This window comes from Telmatospirillum sp. J64-1, from assembly GCF_006980715.1.
GTDB classification, from domain to species: Bacteria; Pseudomonadota; Alphaproteobacteria; order Rhodospirillales; family Magnetospirillaceae; genus Oleiliquidispirillum; species Oleiliquidispirillum nitrogeniifigens.
In genome coordinates, this window is the sequence record NZ_SBHN01000002.1 from 150039 (window position 1) to 167167 (window position 17129).

General features: G+C 65.2%; 16 protein-coding genes. 12 read left to right on the forward strand and 4 right to left on the reverse strand.

Annotated features, from left to right (window positions below; all coding sequences use genetic code 11):
* The first annotated feature begins 149 nt into the window (after positions 1-149).
* Both EPD66_RS03000 and trpE read left to right on the forward strand, forming a co-directional pair.
* Positions 150-2036, forward strand: a complete 1887-nt coding sequence (locus EPD66_RS03000; RefSeq protein ID WP_185961220.1) for a SurA N-terminal domain-containing protein — start codon at positions 150-152, stop codon at positions 2034-2036.
* Between the two features lie 2 nt (positions 2037-2038).
* Positions 2039-3559: an anthranilate synthase component I gene (gene trpE / locus EPD66_RS03005; RefSeq protein ID WP_142846996.1), complete on the forward strand. Its 1521-nt coding sequence runs from the start codon at positions 2039-2041 to the stop codon at positions 3557-3559.
* Positions 3560-3761: 202 nt separating this feature from the next.
* Here the strand turns inward: trpE and EPD66_RS03010 are convergent, their stop codons facing one another.
* Entirely contained in the window at positions 3762-3968 is a 207-nt protein-coding gene (locus EPD66_RS03010) for a heavy-metal-associated domain-containing protein (RefSeq protein WP_142846997.1), read from the reverse strand.
* A gap of 89 nt (positions 3969-4057) precedes the next feature.
* Between EPD66_RS03010 and EPD66_RS03015 the strand changes: the two genes are divergently transcribed.
* The gene (locus tag EPD66_RS03015; protein WP_142846998.1) at positions 4058-4513 is read left to right on the forward strand and encodes a YaiI/YqxD family protein; all 456 of its coding nucleotides are present in this window, start codon (positions 4058-4060) and stop codon (positions 4511-4513) included.
* A gap of 228 nt (positions 4514-4741) precedes the next feature.
* Positions 4742-6067, forward strand: coding sequence for a DEAD/DEAH box helicase (locus tag EPD66_RS03020; RefSeq protein WP_185961221.1), 1326 nt, complete (start codon positions 4742-4744; stop codon positions 6065-6067).
* A gap of 70 nt (positions 6068-6137) precedes the next feature.
* Here the strand turns inward: EPD66_RS03020 and EPD66_RS23930 are convergent, their stop codons facing one another.
* Positions 6138-7286: a divergent polysaccharide deacetylase family protein gene (locus EPD66_RS23930; protein WP_255448348.1), complete on the reverse strand. Its 1149-nt coding sequence runs from the start codon at positions 7284-7286 to the stop codon at positions 6138-6140.
* A gap of 298 nt (positions 7287-7584) precedes the next feature.
* Between EPD66_RS23930 and EPD66_RS03025 the strand changes: the two genes are divergently transcribed.
* The 5 genes from EPD66_RS03025 to lexA all read left to right on the forward strand — a co-directional run bounded on the left by EPD66_RS03025 (position 7585) and on the right by lexA (position 11375).
* Positions 7585-8175: an aminodeoxychorismate/anthranilate synthase component II gene (locus EPD66_RS03025; protein ID WP_142846999.1), complete on the forward strand. Its 591-nt coding sequence runs from the start codon at positions 7585-7587 to the stop codon at positions 8173-8175.
* Positions 8172-9221 (forward strand): anthranilate phosphoribosyltransferase, encoded by a 1050-nt coding sequence (trpD, locus tag EPD66_RS03030; protein WP_370511854.1) that lies wholly within the window; start codon positions 8172-8174, stop codon positions 9219-9221. Before EPD66_RS03025 ends, trpD begins: the two co-directional genes overlap by 4 nt.
* Positions 9218-10027 (forward strand): indole-3-glycerol phosphate synthase TrpC, encoded by an 810-nt coding sequence (gene trpC / locus EPD66_RS03035; RefSeq protein WP_142847001.1) that lies wholly within the window; start codon positions 9218-9220, stop codon positions 10025-10027. Before trpD ends, trpC begins: the two co-directional genes overlap by 4 nt.
* 14 nt (positions 10028-10041) lie before the next feature.
* Positions 10042-10518, forward strand: coding sequence for a cyclic pyranopterin monophosphate synthase MoaC (moaC, locus tag EPD66_RS03040; protein WP_142847002.1), 477 nt, complete (start codon positions 10042-10044; stop codon positions 10516-10518).
* A 143-nt stretch (positions 10519-10661) separates the two neighbouring features.
* Positions 10662-11375 carry a transcriptional repressor LexA gene (lexA, locus tag EPD66_RS03045; protein ID WP_142847003.1) on the forward strand — a complete coding sequence of 238 codons (714 nt, stop codon included), beginning with the start codon at positions 10662-10664 and terminating at the stop codon, positions 11373-11375.
* A 9-nt stretch (positions 11376-11384) separates the two neighbouring features.
* Here lexA and EPD66_RS03050 read toward each other — a convergent pair whose 3' ends face one another.
* Positions 11385-13331, reverse strand: coding sequence for a ComEC/Rec2 family competence protein (locus tag EPD66_RS03050; RefSeq protein ID WP_221930857.1), 1947 nt, complete (start codon positions 13329-13331; stop codon positions 11385-11387).
* Positions 13332-13615: 284 nt separating this feature from the next.
* Between EPD66_RS03050 and gltX the strand changes: the two genes are divergently transcribed.
* From gltX to EPD66_RS03065, 3 genes are all read left to right on the forward strand, one after another.
* A complete protein-coding gene (gene gltX / locus EPD66_RS03055; RefSeq protein WP_142847005.1) occupies positions 13616-15025 on the forward strand; it encodes a glutamate--tRNA ligase in 1410 nt (469 codons plus the stop codon).
* Positions 15026-15094: 69 nt separating this feature from the next.
* The gene (gene gltA / locus EPD66_RS03060) at positions 15095-16417 is read left to right on the forward strand and encodes a citrate synthase (RefSeq protein WP_142847006.1); all 1323 of its coding nucleotides are present in this window, start codon (positions 15095-15097) and stop codon (positions 16415-16417) included.
* A gap of 5 nt (positions 16418-16422) precedes the next feature.
* Complete coding sequence (locus EPD66_RS03065) at positions 16423-16620, forward strand: hypothetical protein (protein ID WP_142847007.1); 198 nt, start codon at positions 16423-16425, stop codon at positions 16618-16620.
* Here EPD66_RS03065 and gloA read toward each other — a convergent pair whose 3' ends face one another.
* Positions 16621-17025, reverse strand: coding sequence for a lactoylglutathione lyase (gene gloA, locus EPD66_RS03070; protein ID WP_142847008.1), 405 nt, complete (start codon positions 17023-17025; stop codon positions 16621-16623).
* Between the last annotated feature and the right edge of the window lie 104 nt (positions 17026-17129).

The window sequence follows — 17129 nt, forward strand, 5'->3', positions numbered from 1 at the left end:
GCATAGCCACCCCCGCTTTTCCACCGGCAGGCGACACGCCGTCGGGGCCCATCCCACTTCCGTATTGCCGGGGCGGGGGTCGGCTTTTATGATGCCGCCCATCAACGCCCGATATGGGCTGTCCTGCTGGTCACGGAAACATCCCCCGTATGCTCGAAGCCATTCGCAAACATTCCAAGTCCTGGTTCTTCAGGGCTTTCCTCATCATCATCGCCCTCAGCTTCGCCGTTTGGGGCGTGGGTGACATGGTCGGTGGGCGGGTCAACGATCGCCCGGCCATTCGCGTCGGCGAGGTCGAGATACGCGGACAGGAAGTCACCGCCGAGTTCCAGCGCGAGATCCAGCGCCTTCAGCCCCTGTTCGGCGGCCAGCTCAATGCCGAGCAGGCACGCCAGCTGGGCCTGCTCGACCGCGTGATCGACCAATTGGTGACCGGTGCACTGATCGACCAGGCGGCACGCGACCTGAACATGGTCGCCGATGTCGACGCCCTGCGCCGCGAGATCGCCGGGACCCCGGCCTTCCAGAACCAGTTGGGGCAGTTCGACCCCAATCTCTATCGCCAGACCCTCTTCTCCGCCGGTTTCACGGAAGAGCGTTACGAGACGCTCGTCCGCCGCGACATGCTGCGCACCCAGTTGATGGAAGCCGTCACCGGTGCCGGTGACGTGCCCGCGCCCGGGATGCTGGCCGATCCGCTCTATAGCTTCCGCGCCGAACAGCGCGTGGCCCAGGTGATGACGGTGCCCGCCGAATCCTTCCCCGCTCCCGAGGATCCCGGCGACGACGTCCTGCGCGCCCGCTTCGAGGAGCAGGCCGAACGCTGGATGGCCCCCGAATACCGCCAGGTGACCGCCGTGGTGGTGCAGGCCGGCGACGTGGCCGAGGAAGTCGTGGTCTCGGAAGAAGAGATCGAAGCCGCCTATCAGCAGCGCCTCGCCGAATTCGGCTCGCCCGAGCGCCGCAACGTCCAGCAGATCCTGCTGGACAGCGCGGAAGAGGCCGAGCGCGCCCGCGCCATGATCGAGGAAGGCAGCGACCTTCAGCAGATCGCCGCCGAGGCCGCGCCGCAGCCGGTCGATATCATCGAGCTCGGCTGGATGAGCCGCGACGACACCCTGCCCCAATTGGCCGACGTGATTTTCGGACTGGAGGAAGGCCAGATCTCGCAGCCGGTGCAGACTCCGCTGGGCTGGCACGTGCTGCGCGTCTCGGCCATCGATGCCGGCACCACCCGCCCGCTGGACGAGGTGCGCGACCAGATCGTCCAGGATATCCAGGCCGAACGCGCCGCCGATCTTCTTTATGATGCCGCCAATCGCCTGGACGATGCCTTGGCCGGTGGCGCCACGCTGGAGGAAGTGGCGGAAGGCCAGAATCTTCGCCTCGTGCAGATTCCCGCCGTCGATATCGCCGGACACGATCCCGAGGGCGACGTTCCCCCGGACATGCCCCGCGACCGCCGTTTCCTGGAAACCGCCTTCAGCACTCCTCAGGGCATGGAAAGCCAGACCGTGGAATACGAGGACCGCCGCGGCTTCTTCGTGCTGCGCGTCGACGGCGTAACGCCGCCGGCCCGCCGCCCCTTCGAACAGGTGCGCGAGGAAATCCTGGTGGAATGGCAGGGCGAACGCCGCCAGGAACTGGCTGCCGAACGTGCCGAAGAGATCGCCGGGCGCCTGCGCGAAGGGCAGCAGCCCGAAGCCCTCGCCGAAGAGTTCGGGCTGACGAGCCGCACCTCCGATCCCTTCACCCGCCAGGAAAGCACCGAAGACCTGTCGCCGCCGGTGATCAACCAGCTTTTCCAGGCCCAGCCCGGCGAAGTCGTCACCGGCAGCTATGAGAATGGTGCCGTGGTGGCCCGCCTGGCGGAAATCCAGCCGGCCGACCCCGCCGCCAATCCCGACGAGATCGAAGGCCTGCGCGAACAACTGCGTCAGGCGCAGGCTTCGGACATGTTCGAGCAGTTCCTCACCGCCCTGCGCAGCCGCTATGACGTGCAGATCAACCCGCAACAGATCCGGATCGATAACTGATTATGAAGGTCTTGCCCGACTTCGACAGCTTTGCCGCAACCTATGAGGCGGGAAAGGCCCAGGTCGTCTGGACCACATTGGTCGCTGATCTGGAAACGCCGGTTTCGGCCATGCTGAAACTGGCGGCGGGCCGCCCCAATTCCTTTCTTCTGGAATCGGTGGAAGGCGGGGCGGTACGCGGACGCTATTCCATCCTGGGGCTTAAGCCTGATCTGATCTGGCGCTGTCGGGGCAATCGGGCGGAGATCAACCGCGACGCACGCTTCGATGCCGATGCCTTCGAGCCCTGCCCGGTCGCGGCCGCGCAGGGCACCATCGCCTCGCTGCGCGCCCTGGTCGAGGAATCGCGCATCGACCTGCCCGAGGGCCTGCCGCCCATGGCGGCCGGTCTGGTCGGGTATATGGGCTATGACGTCGTGCGCTTGGTCGAGAAGCTGCCCGACGAGAATCCCGACCCCATCGATGTTCCGGACGGCATCTATCTTCGCCCCACGGTGATGGCCATCTTCGATTCGGTCGAGGACAAGGTGATCGTCGTCACGCCGGTCCGTCCCAAGGCCGGTGTGGGCGCGCGCGCCGCCTTCGGCCAAGCCTGCGAACGCCTGGCCGACGTGGTGGCCGATTTCGACCGTCCCCTGCCTTATCGCCATGAACGCGGCGAGGACAGCGGCGAGCCGCCGGTGCCGGTGCCCAACATGTCGCGCGAGGACTTCCACGCCATGGTGGCGCGGGCCAAGGACTACATCCTGGCCGGCGACGTCTTCCAGGTGGTGCTGTCCCAGCGCTTCGCCGTGCCCTTCCGCCTGCCGCCCTTCGCCCTGTACCGGGCCCTGCGCCGGACCAATCCCAGCCCCTTCTTGTTCTTTCTCGATTTCGGCCGCTTCGCCATCGTCGGCTCCAGCCCGGAAATCCTTGTCCGCCTGCGCGACGGCAAGGTCACGATCCGCCCGCTGGCCGGCACCCGCAAGCGCGGCGCCGATGCCGCCGAGGACAAGGCCCTGGCCGAGGATCTGCTGGCCGATCCCAAGGAATTGGCCGAGCATCTGATGCTGCTGGACCTGGGCCGCAACGATGTCGGCCGGGTCGCCAAGGTGGGAACCGTCAAGGTCACCGAGCAGATGGTGATCGAGTACTATTCCCAGGTCATGCACATCGTGTCGAACGTCGAAGGCGAGATCGCTCCCGAACACGACGCCATGGACGCCCTGTTCGCGGGCTTCCCCGCAGGCACCGTCTCGGGTGCTCCCAAGGTGCGGGCGATGGAAATCATCGACGAACTGGAGCCAGAACGGCGCAGCTATTATGCCGGCTGCATCGGCTATATCGCGGCCAACGGCAGCTTGGACACCTGCATCGCGCTGCGGACGGCCCTGGTCAAGGACGGCATCATGTATGCCCAAGCCGGTGCAGGCATCGTCGCCGACAGCGATCCCGAATCCGAATACCAGGAAAGCTGGAACAAGGCCCGCGCCCTGATCCGCGCCGCCGAGGAGGCGGTGAAGTTCGAGGTGCGGGGGAATTAACAGGGCTTTGCCCCGGACCCGCCAAAGGACCTCGGGTTCTTGAAACCATTCCCTGTTGCGTCACTCCCGCGGAAGCGGGAGTCCACGTCATCTTCGGAAGATGATGCGGCATGGATTCCCGCTTTCGCGGGAAGGACGAAGGAAATCAACGGGTTTCAAGGGCCAAGGCCTTTGGCAGGACCGGACAGGGCCCGGAATATGCTTACGAGGCCACGCCCTCGTAGTCGAAACCGGCTTCGGTGACGGCGCGTTCGATCTGGTCGTCGCTGCAGGCTCCTTCCACAGTCACGCGGCCCGATTGCAGCTCGATGGTCACCTGTGCGCCGGGAACACTGGTCTGGATCGCCTTTTCGACCGAGCGGGCGCAGCCGCCGCAGGTCATGCCGGAAACTCGGTAAGTCTTGGCCATGATGTCCTCGCTGCCGATGAAATGCTACAGATAGGGATATTATGGGCCTTTCCACGATTGGAAGGTCAAGCCCCTAAACGGAGACGCCCGTGCCCGAAATCTTCGTCGATGCCGATGCCTGTCCGGTCAAGGACGAGGTGCTGCGCGTAGCCGAACGATACGACCTGGTGGTCCATCTGGTCAGCAATGCCTATCTGCGCTTCGCCATGGGACATCCGCTGGTCCGCCCGGTGGTGGTTCCCGAAGGTCCCGACAAGGCCGATGACTGGATCGCCGAACGCGCGGGACCTGCCGATATCGTGATCACCAGCGACATCCCCCTGGCCGCCCGTTGCATCGCCAACCAGGCCCGCGTCCTGGCCCCCAACGGCAAGCCGTTCACGGAAGCCTCCATCGGCAATGTCCTGGCCACCCGCAATCTGATGACCCATCTGCGCGAGATCGGCGAGATCACCAGCGGGCCGGGTAGTTTCGGCAAGAACGACCGCTCGCGCTTCCTCTCGGCGCTCGATACCATGGTGCAGGCCGCCAAGCGCGAAGGATAGGACGCTTCCTATTCCTTTGACAGGGCGACTGGCTTGCTGTAGGCATCTCCCCGACGTCTCGCGATTGCGCGCAGGCGCCCCGGCCAACAGTGCCGGTGGCAGCCCGTCCTGAGATTTCCCTTACACACATCGCTCTACCGTTCGGCTGCGCGCCCGGGCGGACGCGCAACGCGCAAGGCCGGAACTGTGCTTCAGTCCACTGCCTGTGCGCGCCCACCGAGGATTTCCATGACCGCTTTTTCCGAACTCGGCCTGATCGCGCCGTTGCTGGCTGCTGTGACCGCCGAGGGCTATGACACGCCCACCAAGATCCAGGCCGGCGCCATTCCCCATCTGCTGGCCGGCAAGGACATGCTGGGCATCGCCCAGACGGGCACCGGCAAGACCGCCGCCTTCGCCCTGCCCCTGCTCCAGCGTCTTTCGGCCGACCGCAGCCGCCATGCGCCGCGCCATGTGCGCGCCCTGATCCTGACCCCGACCCGCGAGCTCGCCCTTCAGGTGGCCGAAAGCTTCGCCACCTATGGCAAGGGCCTTGGCCTGCGCAGCGCCGTGATCTTCGGCGGCGTCGGCCAGAATCCCCAGATCAAGGCGCTGCAGGGCGGCCTCGACATCCTGGTGGCGACGCCGGGCCGCCTGCTCGACCTGATGAACCAGGGCCATGTGAACTTGTCCTCGGTCGAGGCCTATGTCCTAGACGAGGCCGACCGCATGCTCGACATGGGCTTCGTCCATGACGTCCGCCGCATCACCGCCAAGCTGCCGGCACGCCGTCAGACGGTGATGTTCTCGGCCACCATGCCCGACGACATCGCCAAGCTGGCCGCCAGCATCCTGCACAATCCCGAGCGCGTGGAAGTGGCCCCGGCCGCCACCACGGCCGCCCGGGTCGAGCAGAAGGTGCTGTTCGTCAATCGCGGCGACAAGCGCGCCCTGCTGGCCCATCTGCTGCAAGGCATCGACCGCGCTTTGGTCTTCACCCGCACCAAGCACGGCGCCAACCGCGTGGCCGAGAACCTGGTCAAGGACGGCCTGCCGTCTGCCGCCATTCACGGCAACAAGTCGCAGAACGCCCGCCAGAAGGCGTTGCTGGACCTGCGTGAAGGGCGCATCCGCGTTCTCGTCGCCACCGATATCGCCGCACGCGGCATCGATATCGACGGCCTGACCCATGTCATCAATTTCGACCTGCCCAACGAGCCTGAAAGCTATGTCCACCGCATCGGCCGCACCGCCCGCGGCGGGGCCGACGGCATCGCCTTCTCGCTGGTCGATCCCGAGGACGTGCCGCTGCTGACGCAGATCGAAAAGACCATCCGTCAGACCGTCCCCGCCGATACCGAACATGCTTGGCACGATCCGGCGGTCGAAGCCTTGCGCCACCAGAAGGGCCTGAAGGTGCCGCCGAAGCGTCCCCAAGGCAGCCGCCCGCAAGGGGCCCGGCCGCAAGGCGGCAAGCCTCAGGCGGCCAAGCCCCGTCCTGCCGCCGGGAACAAGAATGCCCGGCCGCAGGCTCCGGCCGGTTCCCGCCCGCGTCGTCCATCCCGCGCGGCGTAAGCGCCGGGGAACAGCCCGACCAGTTCCGATAAAAAAGGCCGCCAGGACAATGTCTTGGCGGCCTTTCTTGTTATCCCTTTGCGTATCGCTTCCGGATGATCGCGCTCAACGGAACGAGGACATATCCCTTCTGCTCCAGCGTCGGAAGCCACTGACGCAGCGCTTCGATGGTGCCGTCGCGGGGGTGGCCGATGGCGATCGCCATGCCGTGCCGACGGGCCACTTCCTCCGTCTTCGCCAACTGGCCGAGGACCAGAGTGGCGTCGTCGTCATTGTCAAGGAAGATATGGCGGCCCGCATTGGGCACATCGGCCTGCTGGGCTGCCTTGACGCCGACGCTGACGGGGCTGGTCCGGGAATCCAGGAACATCAGGCCGCGTTCCTTCAATTCCTCCATCACCACGGACATGCCGGCCAAGTCTTCAGTGAATTTGCTGCCCATGTGGTTGTTGATGCCGATATGACCGTCGAAGCTTTCCAGGCCGCTGATCAGGCGGCGGCGGATCTCCTCTGGCGGCAGCCCTACCCGCAGCACGTCCGGCCCGGCGTCCACATTGGGATTCTGGGGTTCCATCGGCACATGGACGATCAGTTCATGCCCGCGTGCCCGCGCTGCAGCCGTCTGGCGGGGCAGATCGCGGGCATAGGGCAGCCAGGCCGTGGTCAATGGGCCCGGCAGGGCGGCGATCAGGTCCGAGCGGCGGCGATCCAGCCCCATGTCGTCGATGACGATGGCGATCATGGGCCGTCCGTTGGTCTGCGGCATCGGCACCGCATAACGCTGCCAGGGCGGAAGCTCCTCGCTTTTCTCGGGCATCGGCGAAACCGGCGGCGGCAAGGCGGCTTCTTCCACCCGAGACGGCTCGGCGGCTGCCTTGGGCGGGACGGCGGGCTGCTGCGGTATCACCACGGGAGCCGGATCCACCGCCAGAGGAGGCGGCGGCGGCAAGGGCGGCAGGTTATCCTGCTTTTCCAGCATAGGCGTGCGGATAGTGGGAGGCGGCGGTTCCACGACCGTCTCGGCCACGACCGGAGCCGCACCATCGTCCCGAGTCCAAGCGGAAAGAGCCAGGCCCAACGCCATGCCCAGAGCGACAAGCAGGAACGCGGCGAGGGCGGCCCGTTTGAGGGGAAAGGCCTTCGCCTTGCCCCTGCGAGACGCCGTCGTCCTGCGGCGCGTGGTTTTCTTCTGGGGTTTGCGGCTGGGCCGGTTCGCCACGTCTGTCTCCTGGCGGGCTGCGAAAAGAAAGAAGCCCCTTATAACCAAGCAGGAGGAGCGCGCAAAGTGAGCATTATCAGACACGAACGGAGTTTTCCTCCTCCAGCGTCTGATCCACACCCGGGCGGTGCCGAATATTCGCCCGGCCGCGCGCTTGACGCCTGGGGGGATGAGTTGCATTCTGCGCTATCGTTCTTTTGTGATCGCATGCATTTCACGCCACACCGCGTAAGGGACGGAGTAAACAGGGCGATTGCGCGGAGGAAAGACGAATTGAAACAAGGGCTTGGGTTGCGGCATGTTCCTGCTTATCGATAACTACGACAGCTTCACCTACAATCTCTGGCACTATCTGGGCGAACTGGGTGCAGAGGTCGTCGTGCGCCGCAACGATGCCGTCACCACCGACGAAGTGCTGGCGATGGCGCCCCAGGGTATCGTCATTTCGCCCGGCCCCTGCGATCCTGACCGCGCCGGCATCTGCCTGGACCTGATCCGCCGCGCCGCCGGCCGCATTCCTCTGTTCGGCGTCTGCCTCGGCCATCAATCCATCGGCCAGGCCTTCGGCGGGAAAGTGATCCGGGCGCCCATGCCTGTCCATGGCAAGACCAGCCCCGTCATCCATACCGGCCACAACGTCTTCGCCGCCCTGCCCTCGCCCTTCCAGGCTACGCGCTATCACTCGCTGGTGGTCGAGCGTTCGACCCTGCCCGACTGCCTGGAAGTGACCGCCGAGACCGAGGACGGCCTGATCATGGGCCTCGCGCACAAGGAACTGCCGATCTATGGCGTGCAGTTCCATCCGGAAAGCATCGCCTCGCAGCACGGCCACCAGATCCTGCGCAACTTCCTGGACCTGTCGCGCCAGGACAAGGGGCGTGCCGCCTGATGACCGCCTACAACAGCTTGAGCAGCATGAAAGAGTTGCTCGCCCATGTCGGCGGCGGCGCCCGCCTGACCGAGGAGCAGGCCGCCCAGGCCTTCGAGATCATCATGTCGGGCGATGCCACCCCCGCCCAGATCGGCGGCTTCCTGATGGCCCTGCGCGTGCGCGGCGAGACGGTGGACGAAATCACCGGGGCCGCCCGGGTCATGCGGGCCAAGGCCTTCCATATGGACGCCCCTGACGGCGCGGTGGATACCTGCGGCACCGGCGGCGATGCCTCGGGCACCTACAACATCTCGACGGCGGCTGCCATCGTGGTCGCCGCCTGCGGCGTGCCGGTCGCCAAGCACGGCAACCGCGCCCTGTCCTCCAAATCCGGCTCGGCCGACGTGCTGACCGCACTCGGCGTCAAGATCGATGCCGAGATGGAGCTGGTGCGCGAGAGCCTGTGGGAGAACAATCTCGGCTTCCTCATGGCTCCGCGCCATCACAATGCCATGCGCCACGTGGCCGGGCCGCGCGTCGAGCTGGGGACCCGCACCATCTTCAATCTGCTCGGTCCGCTGTCCAATCCCGCCGGAACCCGCTTCCAGGTCATGGGCGTCTTCTCCGCCCAATGGGTCGAGCCGCTCGCCGATGTGCTGGGCCGCCTGGGCGCCGAACGCGCCTGGGTTGTGCATGGCTCCGACGGCCTGGACGAATTGACCACGACCGGCCCCTCCCTCGTTGCCGAATGGCATCAGGGCCGCGTCAACACCTTCCAGGTCGAACCGGAAAGCCTGGGACTGCGCCGCGCCGATCCGCAAGAGCTGAAAGGTGGCGATGCCGAAGCCAATGCGGCGGCCTTGCGGGCCGTGCTGGAAGGCCGGCAGGGCGCCTATCGGGACATCGTCCTGCTGAATTCGGCCGCCGCCCTGGTGGTAACCGGCAAGGCCGGCGATCTGGCTTCCGGCCTGATCCAGGCCGCCCAGGCCATCGATTCCGGCGCCGCCTCCAAGACCCTGGCCCGACTGGCCGACATCACCAACCGCGAGGTCGCGGCTCAATGAGCGATATTCTCCGCCGCATCTGTGACGATAAACGCGAACATGTCGCCGCCCGCAAGGCGGCCAAGCCCCTGGGCGCCCTGCGTGACTCCATTGTCCGCGCCGGGCTTACCCGTGGCTTCGCCGCCGCCCTGGCGCGCAAGGTCCAGGCCGGGGGCTACGGGCTGATCGCCGAGATCAAGAAGGCCTCGCCTTCGGCCGGGCTGATCCGCCCCGATTTCGACCCCGCCGCCCTGGCCACCGCCTATCAGGCCGGAGGCGCCGCCTGCCTGTCGGTGCTGACGGACGAACCCTACTTCCAAGGGGCCGACGAATATCTCGCCGATGCCCGCGCCTCGGTGGATTTACCCTGTCTCCGCAAGGACTTCCTGGTCGATCTTTACCAGGTTTATGAAAGCCGGGCCCTGGGGGCGGACTGTATCCTGCTGATCCTGGCGGCGCTGGAGGACGGTCTGGCCGCCGAGATGGAGGAAGCCGCGACCGAGCTCGGCATGGATGTCCTGATCGAAGTCCATGACGAAGCCGAGTTCGAGCGGGCGCTGAAGCTGAAATCTTCGCTGATCGGCGTCAACAACCGCAATCTCAAGACCATGGTCACCGATATCGGCACCACGGAACGTTTGGCCGCCATGCTGCCGGAAGGGCGCGTGCTGGTGGCCGAAAGCGGGCTGAAGACCCCCGCCGACCTGAGCCGCATGGCGCGGGTAGGTGCCCGTCGCTTCCTGATCGGCGAATCGATCATGCGCCAAGGCAATGTGGAAGCCGCCACGCGCCAGCTCCTGGCCGATCCCCTGCCCCTTTCCGCCTGAGTAACGAGCGAGCCATGTCGGACTTCACCCATTTCGACGCCGAGGGTAATGCCGTGATGGTGGACGTCTCGGACAAGGCCGAGACGGAACGTATCGCCACGGCCCAGGGCACCATCCTGATGCAGCCCGCGACCCTGGCCCTGATCCAGGAAGGCGGCGTCAAGAAGGGCGATGTGCTGAGCGTCGCCCAACTGGCCGGGATCATGGGGGCCAAGCGCACACCGGACCTGATCCCGCTCTGCCATCCCCTGGCCCTGACTTCGGTCAAGGTGGAACTCTCCCTCGACCCTGCGCGCAGCGCCGTCCTGGTCTCGGCGACCTGCAAGCTTAAGGGCCGCACGGGGGTGGAAATGGAAGCCCTGACAGCGGTTTCCATCGCTTGCCTCACCGTCTACGACATGTGCAAGGCGGTCGACAAGGGCATGCGCATCACCGATATCCGCCTGACCCACAAGAGCGGCGGCAAATCGGGTGTTTTCGAGGCTGCCTGACGCCTTCCCTCCCTCCTGGAAAATCGCCCGAAGCCCGCAGGGGGCTTGACGGAAGCAAGGAACTAAACTAGAACAAGGCTGGAGGTTTTTGGTTTGTTCCAGATACCTCCCCCTCGTCTTCTTTCAGTTCCCAGGGAGCGGCCATGCTGACGCGCAAACAGCACGAATTGCTGATGTTCATCGATCAGCGCCTTCGCGCGACCGGAGTTTCGCCGTCCTTCGACGAGATGAAAGACGCCCTGAACCTGAAGTCCAAATCGGGCATCCACCGCCTGATCACCGGGCTTGAGGAACGCGGCTTCATCCGGCGCCTGCCCCACCGCGCCCGCGCGCTGGAAGTGCTGCGCCTGCCCGACAACGCGCCGCCCGGCCAGCCGGCCGCCACGCCCTCCGCCTCCGGCTTTTCGCCCAATGTCATCCGGGGCGACTTCAAACCCAGCCTGACCGGTGCCCCGTCCTTCGACGGCGATGCCGAAGCCGTCCAGTTGCCCCTTTACGGCAAGATCGCCGCGGGCACCCCCATCGAAGCCCTGCGCGACAACAGCGCCTCCATCGCCGTTCCCGCCGGGCTGATCGGCAGCGGCGAGCATTACGCCTTGACGGTGGACGGGGATTCGATGATTGAGGCCGGCATTCTCGACGGTGACACGGTCATCATCCGCCGCTGCGACACGGCAGAAACCGGCTCCATCGTCGTCGCCCTGGTGGACGAGAACGAAGTCACCCTGAAGCGCCTGCGCCGCAAGGGTGCCTCCATCGCCCTGGAACCGGCCAACAAGAAATACGAAACCCGCATCTTCGGCCCCGACCGCGTGCGCGTGCAGGGCCGTCTGGTCGGGCTGCTGCGGAATTACTGACCTCTCTCCCTATTGGCGTCCTCTCTGGCGGCTCCATAGCCGCTTGCCCTGATAAGCCGCCACGCTTTCGACCCGGATGCCATTCGGGGTGACGAAGACCGCATGCCCCCCTTCCCGCCAAAGATCGAAACGGTCGATGGTGACGGGGGCGCAGCGGCGGCGAACCGGCACCAGCGCGATCACCGCATCGGCGGCGGCACAATCCTCGGACAGGGCGCCTTCATTGCGTACCAGGGCGATCACCTTGCCTTGCGCGGTATAGAGGCAGCCCAGGGAATCGCAGGACAGAACCCCGCCCGCTCCGCTTCCCTGTGTCGGCCAGTCCTGCCCGGACAACCCGCCATCGCGCCTGCGCCAGATATCGCGGATGAACTCCGCCTTGCGCTTTTCCGACATCACCAGCAGGCCGTCGCCGCCCCGCACCGCCAGCACTTCCGCTTCGCCATCCACCAGCAGGTCCGGCCGCTCGTTCATCCCCGGAGAAAGCAGGCCCAGCAGCATCAAGGGCAGACCCAGCAACCGCCAGCGCTGCCGCCAAAGGCACAGCCACGCCCCGCCCAAGGCAAAAACGGCCAGCCCCCAGACCGGCATGGCAGGCAGTTGCAACGTCGCACCGGGCCAGGACGAGACGGTCAGGGCGACCTGATTGACCCAGGCAATACCCCACCCCATCGGGATCAGCGCCCAGGCTTCCAGCCCCGGCGGCATCAGCAGGAAGGACAGCACAGCCCAGGGCATGGTCCAGAAGGCCATGATCGGCACGGCCACCAGATTGGCGGGAATGGACCACAAGGCGGCGCTGTGAAAGTGGAACAGGCCAAAGGCCGCCGTCGCGAAACCGGCCACCGCCGTCGCCGTCATCACGCCGAACAGATACAGCCCCATCCGTCCCGCCACGCTTTCGCTCAGGCCGCGCCAGGACGCCATGCGCGGGGCCAGGATCTCGTACAGGGCCACCAGGGCGATGACGGCGGCGAAGGACATCTGAAAGCTGGGCCCGGTCAGGCTGTGCGGCTGCCACAGCAGCACCAGCGCCGCTGCCCAGGCCACCAGCCGCATGGAGATGGGATTGCGGTCCACCATCACCGCCAACAAGACGATCCCGGTCATCAGGAAAGCCCGCTGGGTCGGCACCGGGGCACCTGCGATGAGCAGGTAGAAGAAGGTTACCGGCAAGGCCACGGCGGCGGCCCACTTCTTGATGGGATGGCGCAGGGCCACCGATGGCACCAGCGCCAGGACTCCGCGCACCCCGACAAAGACCAGTCCCGCCACCAGGCTCATATGCAGGCCTGAAATCGCCAGAAGATGGGCCAAACCCGAATTCCGATAGGCTTCGAGCAGATGCGACGGTATCGCCGCACGCTGCCCCGTCATCAAGGCCGTGGCGATGGTGCCCTCCTCGCCCCCGACGCCTTCGCGAATACGGCCCGTAATGGTATGGCGCAACCGCGCCAGCTTGTGCCCAGCCTGGGCCGCCAGTCCCGTCGCGTCCGGCTGCGGCAGGATCTGCACGCGCGAAACGGCATAACCGACGCCGCCGATTCCCCGGAACCATGCGTCGCGGGAAAAGTCGTAGGCCCCCGGCTGCGCCGGGAGGGGCGGCGGCATCAGGACGGCCCTGACCGATACCCGCTGGCCGGGCTCGACCTTCTCGCTGCGCGCGGTCAGGAGCACGCGCACCCGCCGGGGCAGGCTCTCCTGCCCTTGGACGGACAGATCGCTTATGATCACGCGCTGTCCCCTCGGCGTTTCCTCGGCATGTTCGACCGTGCCGGACAGGGACCAGGTAACCTGACGCTCGACCACCGGCGCCGCTGCATTCCAGGCCCAGCCTTGCGCTGCAGCGAAACCGAGCGCCATTGCCACACCCCCCGGCAGCAGCACCGTCATTCCGGGGCGGCGGCGGGTCATATACAGCAGGATACAGAGGCTCAGGACGAGAAGCAGGCCCAACCAAACGGGTGGCTCCACGGGTAGGGAGAAATAAAACGCCACCCCACCCCCGAGGAATACCGGGAGCCATAGGCACCACCGCTCCCTCTCGTCATAGAAGACCGAAAGGAAAGATTCTTTCGTTTGGACGATTTTCCAGCCCAAGCTCATAACGAGGCTTGCGCCCATCCTATCGGGCAGGTTATTTCCCATCCCAGAGCAAACCCATGCTGCACCCGCGGGAAGAATATGCTACACAAAGCGCGCCAACGGCTACTCACGGAGTACGAGGTCTTGCTGACGTTATGACAGTCGTCACGCGATTCGCGCCTTCCCCTACTGGTTTCCTTCATATCGGCGGTGCCCGCACGGCACTGTTCAACTGGCTTTTCGCCCGCCATCACGGCGGCAAATTCCTGATGCGGATCGAGGACACCGACCGCGCCCGTTCCACTCCCGAAGCCGTGGACGCCATCTTCGACGGCCTGCGCTGGCTCGAACTGGACTGGGACGAGGAACCCGTCTTCCAGTTTTCGCGCGCCGGCCGCCATGCCGAGGTCGCGCAGCGTCTTCTGGCCGAAGGGAAAGCCTATTACTGCTATTGCACGCCCGACGAACTGACCGCCATCCGCGAAGAGCAGAAGGCCAAGGGACAGCCCATGCGCTATCCCGGCATCTGGCGCGACCGCGATCCGTCGGAAGCGCCTCCCGGCGTGCCGGGCGTGGTGCGCCTGAAGGCACCGCAAAGCGGCGAGACGGTCATCCAGGACCTGGTCCAGGGTGAAGTGCGGGTGGCGAACGAACAGCTCGACGACATGGTCCTGCTGCGCGCCGACGGTACGCCGACCTATATGCTGTCGGTGGTGGTGGACGACCATGACATGGGCATCACCCATGTCATTCGCGGCGACGATCACCTGACCAATGCCTTCCGCCAGTACCAGCTCTATGCCGCCTGCGGCTGGGACGTGCCGGTCTTCGCCCATATTCCCTTGATCCACGGCCCCGACGGCGCGAAGCTTTCCAAGCGTCACGGTGCGCTGGGCGCCGAAGCCTACCGCGACATGGGCTTCCTGCCCGAAGCCATGCGCAACTACCTGCTGCGCCTGGGCTGGGGCCATGGCGACGACGAGATCATCTCGACCGAACAGGCGATCGAATGGTTCGACCTCGACGGCGTGGGCCGCTCGGCTTCTCGCTTCGACATGGTCAAGCTGACCAACCTGAACGGCCATTACATCCGTCAAGCCGATGATGCGCGTCTGGTCGATCTGATCGTACCGCGCCTTGAAACGGCGCTGGGCCAGCCGCTGGATGAAACCGGAAAGGCCCGCCTGCTGGCCGGCATGAAGGGTCTGAAGGAACGCGCCAAGACCCTGGTCGAACTGGCCGAGAGCGCCCTGTTCTACGTGCGCTCTCGCCCGCTCCAGCCCGACGAGAAGGCCGCCAAGCTTCTCGACGCCGATGGCCGCGCCCTGCTTGACCGTTTAGCCTCGCGCTTCGCTGCCGCCGCCGAATGGCGTGCCGAAGCCCTGGAGGAAGAAACGCGCAAGCTGGCCGAGGAAGCCGAACTGAAGCTCGGCAAACTGGCACAGCCGCTGCGGGCTGCGCTCACCGCCTCCACGGTGTCGCCGCCGATTTTCGAAGTCATGGAGATATTGGGGAAAGAAGAAACGCTCGCCCGCATCGGTGACGCCGTCACGCGGGCGGCATGAAAGACAAGGGCCGTCGTGGAATGACGACGTTCGTTCATCATCAACGCTAAACTACAGGGAATGGTGCACATGACGCAGAATTCCGCCGCCGTCGACAAGAAAGAGACGGTGACCCTTACGGATAATTCGACCGGACGTACGTTCGAACTGCCGCTGATTTCCGGCACTGTCGGTCCCAAGGTCATGGATGTTCGCTCTTTCTACGGCGACACCGGGTATTTCACCTATGATCCGGGTTTCACCTCGACGGGCAGCTGCGAATCGAAGATCACCTATATCGACGGTGACGAAGGCGTTCTGCTGCATCGTGGCTATGCCATCGACGATCTGGCCGAACATGCCGACTTCATGGAAGTCTCCTATCTGCTGCTGAAGGGCGAACTGCCGACGTCGGAGCAGAAGAAGAAGTTCGAGAGCGACATCACGCGCCACACCATGGTGCATGAGCAGATCAACAACTTCTATCGCGGCTTCCGTCGCGACGCCCACCCGATGGCCATCATGTGCGGCGTGGTCGGCGCCCTGTCGGCCTTCTATCACGACAGCCTGGACATCCGCGATCCGCATCAGCGCATGATCGCCAGCTATCGCCTGATCGCCAAGATCCCGACGATTGCCGCCTGGGCCTACAAGTACTCCATCGGCCAGCCCTTCGTTTATCCGAAGAACGAGCTGTCCTATGCCGAGAACTTCCTGCACATGATGTTCGCCGTGCCGTGCGAGGAATACAAGGTCAACCCGGTCCTGGCCTCGGCCATGGACAAGATCCTGATCCTGCACGCCGACCACGAGCAGAATGCCTCGACCTCGACCGTCCGTCTGGCCGGTTCGTCGGGCGCCAATCCCTTCGCCTGCATCGCCGCCGGCATCGCTTCGCTGTGGGGTCCCGCCCATGGCGGCGCCAACGAAGCCGTGCTGAACATGCTCGAGCAGATCGGCAGCAAGGAGCGGATTCCGGAATTCATCAAGCGCGCCAAGGACAAAAGCGATCCCTTCCGCCTGATGGGCTTCGGCCACCGCGTCTACAAGAACTACGATCCGCGCGCCAAGGTGATGCAGCGCACCTGCCACGAAGTGCTGGACGAACTCGGTGTGCGCGACGAGCCCCTGCTCGAACTGGCGATGGAACTCGAGCGCATCGCGCTGGAGGATCCCTATTTCGTCGAGAAGAAGCTCTACCCGAACGTGGACTTCTATTCGGGCATCATCTTCCGCGCCATGGGCATCCCGACCAGCATGTTCACCGTGCTGTTCGCCGTCGCCCGTACCGTCGGCTGGATCGCCCAGTGGAGCGAAATGATCGAGGATCCGGCCCAGAAGATCGGCCGTCCGCGTCAGCTCTACACCGGCTATACGCATCGCAAGTTCGTGCCCCTGCACGCGCGCGGCTAATGCCTATGGCTCAGCGTCGCAATACTGCACGCAAGAGCACCGAGACCTGGCGGAGGCCCCAAGCCTCCGCCAACGTCCCGATGCGTCTGGTCGCGGCAAACGACAATCACTGGCCTTTGCCACTTCGCCTCAAGCGGGCCGCACTGGTTCTGGCCGTGGCGGCGGGAGCCATCTCCCTGCTCGCCGCCGGCCTGTCCTTCTGATCAGCTACGCTGGATCAATTCGATCTTGTAGCCATCGGGGTCCTCCACGAAGGCGATGACGCTTGTGCCATGCTTCATCGGCCCCGGCGGCCGGGTGATGTTGACCCCGGCAGCCGCGAGTTGCTCGCAGGTGCCGTAGATATCGGGCACGCCCAGCGCGATATGGCCGTAGCCCGTACCCAGCTCGTAGGGCTCCTCCCGATCCCAGTTATAGGTCAGTTCGATCACGGAATGATCCGCCTCGTCGCCATAGCCGACGAAGGCGAGCGTGAACTTGCCCTCGGGATAATCCTTTTTTCGCAAAAGACGCATGCCCAGCTTCCCCGTATAGAAGTCCAGGGACTTCTCCAGGTCACGCACGCGGATCATGGTGTGAAGCAGGCGGAAGCCTTCGGTATTGCTCATTGCTCTCCTCTCATTGCCCCAGGCCGGTAATGCAGGATAGTGTGGGCCTGCGGCAGGGTGATTGCATCCCTGGCCGTTCAGCTAGAGCCCCTATGGGAAGGCAG

Bases quoted from the DNA above. Each gene is read 5' to 3' on its own strand.
- EPD66_RS03000 (WP_185961220.1), top strand. From the start codon at position 150: ATGCTCGAAGCCATTCGCAAACATTCCAAGTCCTGGTTCTTCAGGGCT.
- gltX (WP_142847005.1), top strand. From the start codon at position 13,616: ATGACAGTCGTCACGCGATTCGCGCCTTCCCCTACTGGTTTCCTTCAT.
- EPD66_RS03010 (WP_142846997.1), bottom strand. From the start codon at position 3,968: ATGGCCAAGACTTACCGAGTTTCCGGCATGACCTGCGGCGGCTGCGCC.
- EPD66_RS03025 (WP_142846999.1), top strand. From the start codon at position 7,585: ATGTTCCTGCTTATCGATAACTACGACAGCTTCACCTACAATCTCTGG.
- moaC (WP_142847002.1), top strand. From the start codon at position 10,042: ATGTCGGACTTCACCCATTTCGACGCCGAGGGTAATGCCGTGATGGTG.
- EPD66_RS03020 (WP_185961221.1), top strand. From the start codon at position 4,742: ATGACCGCTTTTTCCGAACTCGGCCTGATCGCGCCGTTGCTGGCTGCT.
- lexA (WP_142847003.1), top strand. From the start codon at position 10,662: ATGCTGACGCGCAAACAGCACGAATTGCTGATGTTCATCGATCAGCGC.
- EPD66_RS03065 (WP_142847007.1), top strand. From the start codon at position 16,423: ATGGCTCAGCGTCGCAATACTGCACGCAAGAGCACCGAGACCTGGCGG.
- gloA (WP_142847008.1), bottom strand. From the start codon at position 17,025: ATGAGCAATACCGAAGGCTTCCGCCTGCTTCACACCATGATCCGCGTG.
- trpE (WP_142846996.1), top strand. From the start codon at position 2,039: ATGAAGGTCTTGCCCGACTTCGACAGCTTTGCCGCAACCTATGAGGCG.
- gltA (WP_142847006.1), top strand. From the start codon at position 15,095: ATGACGCAGAATTCCGCCGCCGTCGACAAGAAAGAGACGGTGACCCTT.
- trpC (WP_142847001.1), top strand. From the start codon at position 9,218: ATGAGCGATATTCTCCGCCGCATCTGTGACGATAAACGCGAACATGTC.